Source organism: Mitsuaria sp. RG (assembly GCF_028369275.1).
In the GTDB taxonomy this organism is placed as follows: domain Bacteria; phylum Pseudomonadota; class Gammaproteobacteria; order Pseudomonadales; family Pseudomonadaceae; genus Aquipseudomonas; species Aquipseudomonas peradeniyensis.
Map to the genome: position 1 here is coordinate 22253 of NZ_JAQMYQ010000039.1, position 12953 is coordinate 35205.

Sequence of the window (12953 nt, forward strand, 5' to 3'; positions counted from 1 at the left end):
GCTGGCGTACAAGAAGCCTGAAAGAAACGACAAGAAGGGCCTGACCATGCAGTTGATCGAACATTCCGAGTCGCCCCGCTACGTGCGCCTGCACCCCGACGACAATGTCGTGGTGGTGGTCAACGACGGCGGCCTGGGCGAAGGCGCGCGCTTCGCCGACGGCCTGACCCTGGTCGAGGGCGTGCCGCAGAGCCACAAGGTCGCCACCGTGGATATCCGCCGGGGCGAGGCGGTGCGCCGCTACGGCCAGGTCATCGGCCACGCCCTGGAAGACCTGCGCCAGGGCAGTTGGGTCAAGGAAGATCAACTGGCGATGCCGGCCGCCCCCGAGCTCGACAGCCTGCCGCGCTGCGACGCCGTGCCCGCCGCCCAGGCGCTCCTCGAAGGCTTCACCTTCGAAGGCTATCGCAATGCCGACGGCACCGTCGGCACCCGCAACATCCTCGGCATCACCACCACCGTGCAGTGCGTGACCGGCGTGCTCGACCACGCGGTCAAGCGCATCCGCAGCGAACTGCTGCCAAAATACCCCAACGTGGATGATGTGGTCGCCCTCACCCACAGCTACGGCTGCGGCGTGGCGATCAACGCCCGCGATGCCTACATCCCGATTCGCACCGTGCGCAACCTGGCGCGCAACCCCAACCTGGGCGGCGAGGCGCTGGTCATCAGCCTGGGCTGCGAAAAACTCCAGGCCGGCCAGGTGATGCACGAGGACGACCCTTCCGTGGATCTCAGCGAGCCCTGGCTATACCGCCTGCAGGACGCCTCGCTGGGCTTCGTCGAGATGATCGAGCAGATCATGGCCCTGGCCGAAACCCGCCTGCGCAAGCTTGACCAGCGCCGCCGCGAAACCGTGCCGGCCAGCGAGCTGATCCTGGGCATGCAATGCGGCGGCAGCGACGCCTTTTCCGGCATCACCGCCAACCCCGCCCTGGGCCATGCCGCCGACCTGCTGGTGCGCGCCGGAGCCACCGTGCTGTTCTCGGAAGTCACCGAGGTGCGCGACGCCATCTACATGCTCACCTCCCGCGCCGAAACGCCGGAAGTCGCCGAGGCGCTGGTGCGCGAGATGGACTGGTACGACCGCTACCTGCAACAGGGCGCGGCGGATCGCAGCGCCAACACCACGCCAGGCAACAAGAAAGGTGGCTTGTCCAACATCGTCGAGAAATCCCTGGGCTCGATCGTCAAGTCCGGCAGCGGCGCCATCCAGGGCGTGCTCGGCCCGGGCGAACGGGTCACGCACAAGGGCCTTATCTTCTGCGCCACCCCGGCCAGCGACTTCGTCTGCGGCACCCTGCAGCTGGCCGCCGGGATGAACCTGCATGTGTTCACCACCGGTCGCGGCACGCCTTACGGCCTGGCCATGGCACCGGTGGTCAAGGTATGCACCCGCAGCGAACTGGCCCAGCGCTGGCCGGACCTGATCGACATCGACGCCGGGCGCATCGCCAGTGGCCGGGCGAGCATCGAGGAGCTTGGTTGGGAGCTGTTCCACTACTACCTCGACGTGGCCAGCGGTCGCAAGCGCACCTGGGCCGAGCAGCATGGTTTGCACAACGACATCACCCTGTTCAATCCGGCACCTATTACCTGATGAATATTGGGGCTGATGCGCAGCCCTTTCGCGGCACAAGGCCGTTCCTACAGTAGATCGCATCCCCCTTGTAGGAGCGGCCTTGTGCCGCGAAAGGGGCGCAAAGCGCCCCCCAACGTCCCTCGACAGGAGCACCCCATGCCCAATATCCTCGGCCACAACTTCATCGCCGGCCAACGCAGTGCCGTCGGCCCGCAACGCCTGCAAAGCCTGGACGCCACCACCGGCGAGGCACTGCCCTACAGCTTTGCCCAGGCCACCGAGGGCGAAGTCGACCGCGCCGCCCAAGCCGCCGCCGTCGCCTTCGGCGAATTCCGCCAGCTCCCCCCGGCACGCCGCGCCGAATTCCTCGACGCCATCGCCGCCGAACTTGACGAACTCGATGACAGCTTCGTCGCCATCGTCTGCCGCGAAACCGCCCTGCCCGCCGCGCGTATCCAGGGCGAACGCGGCCGCACCAGCGGGCAGATGCGCCTGTTCGCCCAGGTACTGCGCCGTGGCGACTTCCTCGGTGCGCGCATCGACCTGGCGCTGCCCGAGCGCCAGCCGCTGCCACGGGTGGACATCCGCCAGATGCGTATCGGCGTCGGCCCGGTAGCGGTATTTGGCGCCAGCAATTTCCCGCTGGCCTTCTCCACCGCCGGCGGCGACACCGCCGCAGCCCTGGCCGCCGGTTGCCCGGTGGTGTTCAAGGCCCACAGTGGCCACATGGCCACCGCCGACCTGGTGGCCTGCGCCATCCTGCGCGCCGCCGAACGCACCGGCATGCCCAAGGGCGTGTTCAACATGGTGTTCGGTGGCGGTGTCGGTGAGTGGCTGGTCAAGCACCCGGCCATCCAGGCGGTCGGCTTCACCGGCTCGCTCAAGGGCGGCGACGCTTTGTGCCGCATGGCTGCCGAGCGGGCGCAACCGATCCCGGTGTTCGCCGAGATGTCCAGCATCAACCCGGTGATCATCCTGCCGGGCGCGCTGGCCAAGCGCGGCGAAGCCATCGCCCGTGAGCTGGCCGGCTCCGTGTGCCTGGGCGCCGGGCAGTTCTGCACCAACCCGGGGATGCTGATCGGCCTGCAGTCGCCTGGCTTCAGCCAGTTGCTGAATGACCTGGGCCGGCATCTGGAGCAACAGGCTGGCCAGACCCTGCTCAACGCCGGCGGCCTGCGCAGCTATGTCGCCGGCCTGGAACACTTGCACGCCCATGCCGGCATCCAGCACCTGGCCGGTCAGGCGCAACAGGGCGACCAGGCCCGTGCCCAGCTGTTCAAGGCCGACGCCCGTCTGCTGCTGGAGTCCGACCCGCTGCTGCAGGAAGAAGTGTTCGGCCCGGCCACGGTGGCCGTCGAAGTCAGCGACCGCGAGCAACTGCGCGCCGCCCTGCTCGGTCTGCGCGGCCAGCTGACCGCCACGCTGATCGGCGAGCCGGAAGACTTCGAGGCGTTTGCCTGGCTGGTGCCGCTGCTGGAGGAGAAGGTCGGGCGGATCCTGGTCAATGGCTACCCGACCGGGGTCGAGGTGTGCGACGCCATGGTCCATGGCGGACCTTACCCGGCGACCTCGGATGCCCGCGGCACTTCGGTCGGCACCCTGGCCATCGATCGGTTCCTGCGCCCGGTGTGCTACCAGAACTACCCGCAGGCGCTGCTGCCGGAGGCATTGCGCGATGGTAACCCGCTGGGGCTGCGGCGATTGGTGAATGGGCAGTGGAGTGACGGGGCGGTCTGAGAGCCCTGGGCTCTTTTAGGGTGCCTGCGTCGGCCTCTTCGCGGGTAAACCCGCTCCCACAGGGATCAGCGTTTGCCAGCGCGCTGTGAAGAACCTGTGGGAGCGGGTTTACCCGCGAAGGGACCAGTACAGATCAAATGCCTTGCGCCTCGGCCTCTTCATGGGCCTGGCGCAGGCGCTCGCGGCTGTTGCTCAGGTGCATGCGCATGGCCATCTTCGCGCCTTCGCTGTCGCGTCGGGCGATGGCCTCGTAGATCGCCTCGTGCTCATGCATCAGCCGGCTCATGTAGTGCGCCTGGTCGTCATGGGCCAGGCGCGCCGAATTGAGCCGGGTGCGCGGGATGATGCTGGTACCCAGGTGGTTGATGATGTCGGCGAAATAGTGATTGCCGCTGGCCTGGGCAATGCGCAGGTGGAACTGGAAATCCGCCGACACCGCATCCGAGGCGTGGGCCGCGCCCTCGTTGAGCTCGTCCAGCGCCGCGCGCATGCCGGCCAGTTCCTCATCGCCGCGACGCTGGGCGGCAAGGCCCGCGGCTTCGATCTCCAGGGCGATGCGCAACTCCAGCACCGCCAGCACTTCGCGCAAGGTGACGATGGTCGCCGGGTCGATCCGAAAGCCACCAGTGCTCGGCGCGTCCAGCACGAAAGTGCCGATGCCGTGGCGGGTCTCGACCTGGCCGGCGGCCTGCAGCCGCGAGATGGCCTCGCGCACCACGGTGCGGCTGACCCCCTCCTCGACCATGATCTGCGACTCGGTGGGCAGCTTGTCGCCGCGCTTGAGCTGGCCGCTGCGGATGCGTTCGGTCAGCACCGTGACCAGTTCCTGGGCCAGACTGCGCGGCTTGCGCCGGGTCCGTGCCTGTACCTGCTGCTCTGTCATGCCCTGTATGTCTGGTTGTGAAAGACAGGCGTGATGATAGCGCAAGCAGTTGTACGATCACATACGTCCAGCGGGGTTTTCATCTGCCCTGGCGTGCCGCCGACGGCGGCTGGCCCATGACTCGCCGGTACAGGCTGGAAAACGCGCTGGGGCTTTCATAGCCCAGGTCCAGGGCGATGGTGGTCACCGCCTCGCCGGTCGCCAGCCGTGTCACCGCGGCCATCAGGCATGCCTGCTGGCGCCACTGGCCGAACGACAGCCCGGTCTGCTCGCGAAAGCGCCGGCTGAAGGTACGCGGGCTCCAGTTGAGCTGCCCTGCCCAGGTGTCGCCACGGGTGTGGACCGACGGCTGCGCCAGGAACGCCTGGCACAGGGCCGCCAGACGCGGCTCGGCCGGCAGCGGCGCGAACAGCGGCAGACGCTCGGCCTGGCCCAGCTCATGCAGCACGAGCCGCAGCAGCAGGCCATCGCGCCCCGCCTCGTCATGCAGGGCCGGCACCTCGGCGCTGGCCAGCAACAGCTGGTGCAGCAGCGGCCCGACCCGTAGTGCCTCGCACACGCCACCCGGCCTGGGCAGCGCGGTCGGTTCGATGTACAGGCTGCGGGTACTCACGCCACGCATGCGCACCTGGTGCGGCTTGCCGGGCGGAATCCATACTCCGCTGCCGGGCGGGATGACCCAGGCGCCGTCGTCGGTCAGCACCTCCATCAGCCCGCTCATGCCATACAGGAACTGCGCCCGGCGATGGACATGCCTGGGCAGCAAGGTATCGGGCGAATAGTCGGTGGCGATGGCCAGCACCGCACGGGGGGTGGCATCGACCTCGGACAGGGGAACATTGCGCATGAAAGGAGGCTCTGGCCGAAACACGACGATTATTGGCCAGGTTGCGCAAGCCAGCCAAGAGGCATACCCCTACCCTGACCGCCTCAACCCTGGCCCGAGGCCCACACCATGCTCTATCCCCTGCTTGGCCTGTTCGGCCTGTGCGCCGGCGTCACCACCTTGCTGTTTGGCTTCGGCGGCGGGTTCTTCGCCGTGCCGCTGTTCTATGCCCTGCTGCTGGCCAGCCATGGCGCGGGGACCGCCATGGCCCAGCACGCCATGCAGATCGCCGTGGCCACCTCGGCCACGGTGATGATCTTCAGCAGCGCGCTGGCCACCTGGCGCCATCACCGCGCGGGCAGCCTGCGCTGGGACCTGGTGCGACCACTGGCGCCGGCCATCGCCCTCGGCGCGCTGCTCGGGGCCTGGGCGGCGCTGTACCTGGCCAGCGCCTGGCTGCGCTGGCTGTTCATCGCCTACCTGGCGCTGAGCCTGATGGACGCCTGGCTGCGCCCGGGCTTCGTCCGCGCTGGCGAACATCGCCTGGCGCCCCTGGGCAGTACCGGCGCCAGCCTGGTCGGCGTGCCCATCGGCGCCCTGGCAGCGTTGCTCGGGGTGGGCGGCAGCGTGATGACCGTGCCACTGATGCGCCGCCGCGGCGCCAGCATGCGCACCGCCACGGCCATGGCCAACCCGCTGTCGCTGCCCATGGCCCTGGCGGCCACGCTGGTCTATGCGCTGCTGCCGGCTGGCCAGCTCGACCTTGGCCCGGGCCTGCTGGGCTTCATCGACCTGCGCGCGGCCCTGGTGATGACCGTCGGCGCCTGGCTCGGCATGCACCTGGCCGCGCCACTGCTCGGGCGCATCCCCGACAGCGTGCATGCCCGGGCCTACCTGGCGCTGCTGGCCTGCGTGCTGCTGGTGATGCTGGTCAACGGCCGCTAAGGCTGGCGAATGGCCACGGCGACGCGGTAGGCTGCGTCCTGCACTCACCAAGGAAGGCACTGCATGAAGACGTTCGATCGCCTGCTGCTCGCCAGCGGCCTGCTCATCCCCCTCTGGCTGCTGCTGGGCGTCACCCTGACGGCGCTGGCCTACCCCGGCTACGACCACCTGCAACAAGCCATGAGCCAGCTCGGCGCGGTCGGCGCCCCCACCCACGGGCTGTCGCCCTGGGCCAACAATTTCCCGCTGGCCCTGTTGTTCGCACTGTTCGCCTGGGGCCTGGCGCGGCGCTGGCGGCGCTCGAAGCTGGCACGGCTGAGCGCCCTGCTGGTGCTGTTGCATGGCCTGGGCAGCCTGGTGACCGGCGGGTTTGCCTGTGACCAGGGCTGCGCGCCGCTGGAGCCATCGTTCTCGCAACAGATGCACAACCTCGGCGGCCTGCTGATGTTCCTTTCGCTGACGCTCGCCAGCGTGTTGTGGATCGGCCTGGGCATGCGCCTTGCCCGATCCCCGGGGCTGGCCTGGGGGTCGCTGCTGAGCGCTGTACTGGCGGTGGTTACCGTAGTGTTGATGACCCAGGCCGTGCACAGCGGTGAACTGTTCGGTCTCTACCAGCGCCTGAACTACGGCGTCGGCGTGCTGTGGATCGCGGCCCTGGCCCTGCAGTCGCTGCGCAGGCGCCAGCACGGTGGCCTGCAAATGGCCATCGCCTGACGGCAAACTGCTGGCCCCCAGGCGTCGGAAGCAAAGGCAAACTTTGTTTTCCTTCAGATGCTTAGGACAGCAACATGCGAGTGATTCTAGCAACCGTGGCCGGCTGCCTGCTGGCCACCGCCGCCTTCGGCGCCCAGGCCCGGGCACTGAGCCAGAACGATCGCCAGGTGTGCGGCTGGGGCGCGCAGATCGCCGCCGAGGCGCAGCAGGCCAAGCTTTCCGGCGTCACCCTGTACGCCACGCGCAAGAAGCTCCAGGCGCGCAAGTTCGCCAAGCCGTGGATGCGCATGACGGCCTTCGGCATCACCGAGCAGACCTACAACAGCCGGTCTCGGCTGAAGCCGGCGGCGATCAAGCAGACGTATTACGAGCAGTGCGTACAACACGCGATAGCGAAAAGATAAATTCTTTATATTCAATATCTTATTAACTATATGTAATGTCATGCATCACTATGAGTTGTCATGATTTTCACCCCTCTCAGGCTGCACGGCAGCTTTGTCGCCGGGGGCAAATGACTCGGTAATCGGATGGCAGGGTCTACGCTGAAGGGTTCACGACAACGAGATCCCTGCCCATGCCCTTGCGATTCTGCTCATTGGCCCTTGCCCTGGCCTGTGCCACCGCCCAGGCCGCCGACCCGACGCCCCAGGAACTGTTCAGCCAGGCCCAGGCCGAACAGCCTCATTACCTGGAGACCCTCAAGACCCTGGTGGCAGTGGACACCGGCACCGGCACCGAACCCGGTCTGAAACAGGTCGGCAGCGAACTGGTGAAACGCCTCGAGGCCCTCGGTGCCAAGGTCAGCACCCAGCCGGCCACGCCCTCGGTGGGCGACAATATCGTCGGCACCCTCAAGGGCAGCGGCGACAAGGACTTCCTGCTGATGGTCCACTACGACACGGTGTTCGGCCCCGGCACCGTGGCCAAGCGCCCGTTCCGGATCGATGGGGAACGCGCCTACGGCCCCGGCGTGGCCGACGCCAAGGGCGGCGTGGCGATGATCCTGCATGCGCTGAAACTGCTACAGGACCAGCAGTACAAGGGCTACCGCACCCTCACCGTGCTGTTCAACCCGGACGAGGAGATGGGCTCGGCCGGCTCGCGGCAACTGATCGCCGAGCTGGCACGCAAGCACGATTTCGTCTTCTCCTACGAGCCGCCGGACAAGGACGCGGTCACCGTCGCCACCAACGGCATCAACCGCCTCAAGCTCGAGGTCAAGGGCCGCGCCTCCCACGCCGGCTCCGCCCCGGAAGCCGGGCGCAACGCGCTGGTGGAGCTGGCGCACCAGTTGCTGCAGTTGAACGACCTCGGCGACAAGGGCAAGGGCACCACCGTCAACTGGACCCTGGCCAAGGCCGGGGAAAAGGCCAATATCATTCCCGCCCAGGCCAGCGCCGAGGCCGACATGCGCTACTCCGACCTGAGCGAGACCGAGCGGGTGCAGGAAGACGCCCTGCGGATCATCAAGAAACAGCTTGTAGCCGATACCCAGGCCGAGCTGGTCGTGGAAAAAGGCCGCCCGCCGCTGGCCAGGAACGACGCCTCCACGGAGCTTGCGCAAACGGCGCGGCAGCTCTACAGCAAGATCGACCGGCAGTTGCAGCCGATCGCCATGCGCTTCGGCACCGACGCCGGCTACGCCTACGTGCCCGACAGCGACAAGCCGGCGGTGCTGGAAACGCTGGGTGTGGTCGGCGCCGGCCTGCATGGCGACGACGAGTACATGGAGATCGCCAGCGTGGCGCCACGCTTGTACCTGACGGTGGCGATGATCCGGCACCTGGCGCAGTAAGCCTGCATGAGCATCCTTTACGACGAACGTGTCGATGGACCGTTACCGGCCGTGGACAAGCCGGCACTGCTGGCCGCCCTGCGCGAGGCCCTCCCCGATCTGCAGATCCTGCACCGCAGCGAAGACCTCAAGCCCTACGAGTGCGACGGCCTCTCGGCCTACCGTTCGTTGCCGCTGCTGGTGGCGCTGCCCGAGCGCCTGGAGCAGGTGCAGGCGTTAATGCGGCTCTGCCACCAGCGCGGCGTGCCGGTGGTGGCGCGCGGCGCCGGCACCGGCCTGTCCGGCGGCGCCCTGCCGTTGAGCCAGGGCATCCTGCTGGTGATGGCGCGCTTCAACCGCATCCTCGAAGTCAACCCGCAGGGCCGCTTCGCCCGGGTCCAGCCTGGCGTGCGCAACCTGGCGATCTCCCAGGCGGCGGCGCCCCATGGGCTGTACTACGCGCCCGATCCTTCCTCGCAGATCGCCTGCTCGATCGGCGGCAATGTCGCCGAAAATGCCGGTGGCGTGCATTGCCTGAAATACGGCCTGACCGTGCACAACCTGCTCAAGGTGGAGATCCTCACCGTCGAAGGCGAACGCCTGGTACTGGGCAGCGACGCCCTGGACAGCCCCGGTTTCGACCTGCTGGCGTTGTTTACCGGCTCCGAGGGCATGCTCGGCATCGTCACCGAGGTCACCGTCAAGCTGCTGCCCAGGCCGCAGGTGGCGCGAGTGCTGCTGGCCAGTTTCGACAGCGTCGAGGGCGCCGGGGGCGCGGTGGCCGAGATCATCGGCGCCGGGATCATCCCGGCTGGGCTCGAGATGATGGACAACCTGGCGATTCGCGCCGCCGAGGACTTCATCCATGCCGGCTACCCGCTGGACGCGGCGGCGATCCTGCTGTGCGAGCTCGACGGCGTCGAGGCCGACGTGCAGGACGACTGCGCCCGGGTCGATGCCGTGCTGCGCAAGGCCGGCGCCCGCGAGGTGCGCCTGGCCTGCGACGAAGCCGAGCGCGTGCGCTTCTGGGCCGGGCGCAAGAATGCCTTCCCGGCGGTGGGGCGCATTTCCCCGGACTACTACTGCATGGATGGCACCATCCCGCGCCGCGAGCTGCCGCGGGTGCTCAAGGGCATCAGCGCGCTTTCCCGGCAGTACGGCCTGCGGGTGGCCAATGTGTTCCATGCCGGCGACGGCAACCTGCACCCGCTGATCCTGTTCGATGCCAACCTGCCCGGCGAACTGGAACGTGCCGAGGCCATCGGCGGCCAGATCCTCGAACTGTGCGTGGCCGTCGGCGGCAGCATCACTGGCGAACACGGCGTAGGACGGGAGAAGATCAACCAGATGTGCGCGCAGTTCAACAGCGACGAGATCACCCTGTTCCACGCGGTCAAGGCCGCCTTCGACCCACGGGGCCTGCTCAACCCGGGCAAGAACATCCCCACCCTGCAGCGCTGCGCCGAGTTCGGCGCGCTGCATGTACACCACGGGCAACTGCCCTTCCCCGACCTGGAGCGTTTCTGATGGACAGGGACCTCGGCCAGGACCTGCTGGAGCAGGTCAACCAGGCGCTGAACCGGCGCACCCCGCTGCGCATCCAGGGCGGCAACAGCAAGGCCATGCTCGGTCGCCCGGTGACCGGGCAGGTCATCGACACCCGTGGCCACCGCGGCATCGTCGGCTACGACCCCACCGAGCTGGTGCTCACCGCCCGCGCCGGCACGCCCCTGCGGGAGGTCGAGGCGACGCTGCACGAGGCCGGGCAGATGCTGGCCTGCGAGCCACCGCACCTGGGCCCCGAGGCGACGCTGGGCGGCATGGTCGCGGCCGGGCTGTCGGGGCCACGCCGGCCCTGGGCCGGGTCGGTGCGTGACTATGTCCTCGGCACCCGGCTGATCACCGGCCACGGCAAGCTCCTGCGCTTTGGTGGTGAGGTGATGAAGAATGTCGCCGGCTACGACGTGTCGCGGCTGATGGCGGGCAGCTTCGGCTGCCTGGGGCTGCTCACCGAAGTGTCACTCAAGGTGCTGCCGCAACCGCGCCAATGCCTGGGCCTGCGCCTGGAGATGAGCACGCAGCAGGCACTCGCCGCACTCGCCGAATGGGGCCGACAAGCGCTGCCAGTCAGCGCCGCCTGCCATGACGGCGAGGCGCTGCATCTGCGCCTGGAGGGCGGCGAAGGTTCGGTGCGCTCGGCCCGTGAGCGCCTGGGTGGTGAAGCGTTCGACACAGGCTTCTGGCAAGACCTGCGCGAGCAGCGCCTGGCGTTCTTCACCGCACCCGCAACGCTGTGGCGGCTGTCCCTGCCCATTGCCTGCGGTGCACTCGAACTGCCGGGACAGCAGTTGATCGACTGGGGTGGCGCCCAGCGCTGGCTCAAGTCCGACGCCCCGACGTCCGTCATCCGGGCATTGGCGGCCGAGGCCGGCGGTCATGCCACCGCCTACGCGCCCGGCGACGACAGCAGTGCCCCACTCGATCCGCTGACGCTGCGCTATCACCAGGCGCTGAAACGCCAACTCGATCCCCAGGGTGTGTTCAACCCTGGCCGCCTATACGCGCACTTGTGAGGCCATGGCATGCAAACCCACCTGAGTGAGTCCACCCGCCAGCTGCCCCGCGCCGACGAGGCCGAACGTATCCTGCGTTCCTGCGTGCACTGCGGGTTCTGCACTGCCACCTGCCCCACCTACCAGTTGCTCGGCGATGAGCTGGACGGGCCTCGCGGGCGCATCTACCTGATCAAGCAGGTGCTCGAAGGCGAACCGGCGGGCACCAGCACCCAGGCGCACCTGGACCGCTGCCTGAGCTGCCGCAACTGTGAGACCACCTGCCCGTCGGGGGTGGAATACCACAACCTGCTCGACATCGGCCGCGCCGTGGTCGATCGGCAGGTCCCCCGGCCGCTGGGGCAACGCCTGCTGCGCGCGGGCCTTCGCGCCGTGGTGCCGAGGCCGGGCGCATTCAAGGCGCTTGTGCGCGCCGGGCAGGCCCTGTATCCCCTGCTCCCGGCCAGCCTCAAGGACAAGCTGCCGGCGCAGGTCGTCACCCCGGGCCAACGTCCGATGCCGCGCCACACCCGTCGCGTGCTGCTGCTCGAAGGCTGCGTGCAGCAGGCCCTTTCACCCAACACCAATGCCGCCGCCACTCGCCTGCTCGACCGGCTAGGCATCAGCGTCGAGCCGATCCACCAGGCCGGTTGCTGCGGCGCCGTGGACTATCACCTGGATGCCCAGGCACGAGGCCTCGACCGCGCCCGACGCAACATCGACGCCTGGTGGCCGGCCATCGAGGCCGGCGCCGAGGCCATCGTGCAAACCGCCAGCGGCTGCGGCGCCTTTGTCCGCGACTATGGCCACCTGCTTCAACAAGACCCACGCTACGCCGCCAAGGCCGCTCGGGTCAGCGCCCTGTCTCGTGACCTGGTACAGGTGCTGCAGGCCGAGCCACTGGAGCATCTGGGTCTATGCGCCGAGCAGCGCCTGGCATTCCACTGCCCCTGCACCCTGCAGCACGCCCTCAAGCTTGGCGGCGCGGTGGAAGGTCTGCTGGCCCGGCTGGGCTTTCATCTCACCCAGGTGCCGGATAGCCACTTGTGCTGCGGCTCGGCCGGCACCTATTCACTGACCCAGCCGCAGCTGGCGCGCCAGCTGCGCGACAACCGCCTCAATGCCCTGGAAAGCGACAACCCACTGGTCATCGCCACTGCCAACATCGGCTGCCAGCTGCACCTCGGCGGCGCCGGTCGCACGCCGGTGCGGCACTGGATCGAAATCGTCGAGGCGGCACTTGAGCCCGGCGCTGTCGAGGCCGCGGAAATTGTGCCCCGCACCTGACGCGGATCAAGGCGATGTTCAACCTGGTGCCTGTAATTTCGGAACCCTCCTACCGAAAGTACGGAAGCTTCTAGATTGTTGCCCCACCCTCGGCAAAACATCATCAGGACTGGAGACGTGACCGCCGCCCCGGCGCGGCCAACCCCATCCAGACGAGGCCATGCCATGCCCACAAATGCTCATCGCCCTACCCGCGAACTGCGCCACACCCTGCGTCAACTGTTGGCCCACGAGGTCAGCAACCCCGACGACAACCCGCACCTGTCCGGGGTGCGGTTCTTCTGCGCCACCGATGAACACACCCGCCAGCTGATCGAGCGTGTCGAGCTGCTCGCCAGCGAAGCCTTCTTCGATGCCAAGGGCCGCGCCATCCCCGCGCGCATGCGCGAAGCAGCGGTGGATGGCGTGTGCATCCAACAGAAACGCAAGGCCTGCGAGGACGAGACGGTGATCCGCATCGCATTGCCGGAAAAAGGCTACATCACCATCAGTACCGCTCGCCTGTGAACACGCCGTCCCTCTCATGGAACTGCACATGACTTGTTGATTTAGCAGGAACCTGTGGGAGCGGCTTTAGCCGCGAACACCGGCAAAGCCGGTGCCATCCACCGCGTTGCTTGCTTCGCGGGTAAACCCGCTCCCACAGGGTA

The 12953-nt window shown here is 67.9% G+C and carries 12 protein-coding genes; 10 read left to right on the forward strand and 2 right to left on the reverse strand.

All coding sequences use genetic code 11. From position 1 onward, the window contains the following. The first annotated feature begins 46 nt into the window (after positions 1-46). Together garD and POF53_RS19585 are read left to right on the forward strand one after the other, a co-directional pair. Positions 47-1600, forward strand: a complete 1554-nt coding sequence (gene garD / locus POF53_RS19580) for a galactarate dehydratase (RefSeq protein WP_498969063.1) — start codon at positions 47-49, stop codon at positions 1598-1600. Between the two features lie 138 nt (positions 1601-1738). Next, positions 1739-3319 carry an aldehyde dehydrogenase (NADP(+)) gene (locus POF53_RS19585; RefSeq protein ID WP_203646949.1) on the forward strand — a complete coding sequence of 527 codons (1581 nt, stop codon included), beginning with the start codon at positions 1739-1741 and terminating at the stop codon, positions 3317-3319. 133 nt (positions 3320-3452) lie between these two features. Here the strand turns inward: POF53_RS19585 and POF53_RS19590 are convergent, their stop codons facing one another. Next, the gene (locus POF53_RS19590; protein WP_186734669.1) at positions 3453-4202 is read right to left on the reverse strand and encodes a FadR/GntR family transcriptional regulator; all 750 of its coding nucleotides are present in this window, start codon (positions 4200-4202) and stop codon (positions 3453-3455) included. A gap of 79 nt (positions 4203-4281) precedes the next feature. After that, positions 4282-5049, reverse strand: a complete 768-nt coding sequence (locus tag POF53_RS19595; protein ID WP_232855346.1) for an AraC family transcriptional regulator — start codon at positions 5047-5049, stop codon at positions 4282-4284. A 108-nt stretch (positions 5050-5157) separates the two neighbouring features. On the opposite strand from POF53_RS19595, the gene POF53_RS19600 reads away from it, so the two are divergent. From POF53_RS19600 to POF53_RS19635, 8 genes are all read left to right on the forward strand, one after another. Next, a complete protein-coding gene (locus POF53_RS19600; RefSeq protein ID WP_232855347.1) occupies positions 5158-5973 on the forward strand; it encodes a sulfite exporter TauE/SafE family protein in 816 nt (271 codons plus the stop codon). Between the two features lie 63 nt (positions 5974-6036). Beyond that, positions 6037-6687 carry a DUF998 domain-containing protein gene (locus POF53_RS19605; protein WP_203646957.1) on the forward strand — a complete coding sequence of 217 codons (651 nt, stop codon included), beginning with the start codon at positions 6037-6039 and terminating at the stop codon, positions 6685-6687. A gap of 74 nt (positions 6688-6761) precedes the next feature. After that, a complete protein-coding gene (locus POF53_RS19610) occupies positions 6762-7091 on the forward strand; it encodes a hypothetical protein (RefSeq protein ID WP_232855349.1) in 330 nt (109 codons plus the stop codon). A gap of 173 nt (positions 7092-7264) precedes the next feature. Then, the gene (locus POF53_RS19615) at positions 7265-8485 is read left to right on the forward strand and encodes a M20/M25/M40 family metallo-hydrolase (RefSeq protein WP_232855350.1); all 1221 of its coding nucleotides are present in this window, start codon (positions 7265-7267) and stop codon (positions 8483-8485) included. Between the two features lie 6 nt (positions 8486-8491). Beyond that, positions 8492-9991, forward strand: a complete 1500-nt coding sequence (gene glcD / locus POF53_RS19620; RefSeq protein WP_232855351.1) for a glycolate oxidase subunit GlcD — start codon at positions 8492-8494, stop codon at positions 9989-9991. Further along, positions 9991-11037, forward strand: a complete 1047-nt coding sequence (gene glcE / locus POF53_RS19625; RefSeq protein ID WP_475858342.1) for a glycolate oxidase subunit GlcE — start codon at positions 9991-9993, stop codon at positions 11035-11037. The genes glcD and glcE overlap by 1 nt, the downstream gene beginning before the upstream one ends. Positions 11038-11046: 9 nt before the next feature. Further along, positions 11047-12303, forward strand: a complete 1257-nt coding sequence (gene glcF, locus POF53_RS19630) for a glycolate oxidase subunit GlcF (RefSeq protein ID WP_498969068.1) — start codon at positions 11047-11049, stop codon at positions 12301-12303. Between the two features lie 165 nt (positions 12304-12468). Then, positions 12469-12810, forward strand: coding sequence for a hypothetical protein (locus POF53_RS19635; RefSeq protein WP_110738654.1), 342 nt, complete (start codon positions 12469-12471; stop codon positions 12808-12810). The last annotated feature ends 143 nt before the right edge of the window (positions 12811-12953 follow it).

Coding starts and splice junctions, on each gene's coding strand:
- garD (WP_498969063.1), top strand. CDS start 47: ATGCAGTTGATCGAACATTCCGAGTCGCCCCGCTACGTGCGCCTGCAC.
- POF53_RS19585 (WP_203646949.1), top strand. CDS start 1,739: ATGCCCAATATCCTCGGCCACAACTTCATCGCCGGCCAACGCAGTGCC.
- POF53_RS19590 (WP_186734669.1), bottom strand. CDS start 4,202: ATGACAGAGCAGCAGGTACAGGCACGGACCCGGCGCAAGCCGCGCAGT.
- POF53_RS19595 (WP_232855346.1), bottom strand. CDS start 5,049: ATGCGCAATGTTCCCCTGTCCGAGGTCGATGCCACCCCCCGTGCGGTG.
- POF53_RS19600 (WP_232855347.1), top strand. CDS start 5,158: ATGCTCTATCCCCTGCTTGGCCTGTTCGGCCTGTGCGCCGGCGTCACC.
- POF53_RS19605 (WP_203646957.1), top strand. CDS start 6,037: ATGAAGACGTTCGATCGCCTGCTGCTCGCCAGCGGCCTGCTCATCCCC.
- POF53_RS19610 (WP_232855349.1), top strand. CDS start 6,762: ATGCGAGTGATTCTAGCAACCGTGGCCGGCTGCCTGCTGGCCACCGCC.
- POF53_RS19615 (WP_232855350.1), top strand. CDS start 7,265: ATGCCCTTGCGATTCTGCTCATTGGCCCTTGCCCTGGCCTGTGCCACC.
- glcD (WP_232855351.1), top strand. CDS start 8,492: ATGAGCATCCTTTACGACGAACGTGTCGATGGACCGTTACCGGCCGTG.
- glcE (WP_475858342.1), top strand. CDS start 9,991: ATGGACAGGGACCTCGGCCAGGACCTGCTGGAGCAGGTCAACCAGGCG.
- glcF (WP_498969068.1), top strand. CDS start 11,047: ATGCAAACCCACCTGAGTGAGTCCACCCGCCAGCTGCCCCGCGCCGAC.
- POF53_RS19635 (WP_110738654.1), top strand. CDS start 12,469: ATGCCCACAAATGCTCATCGCCCTACCCGCGAACTGCGCCACACCCTG.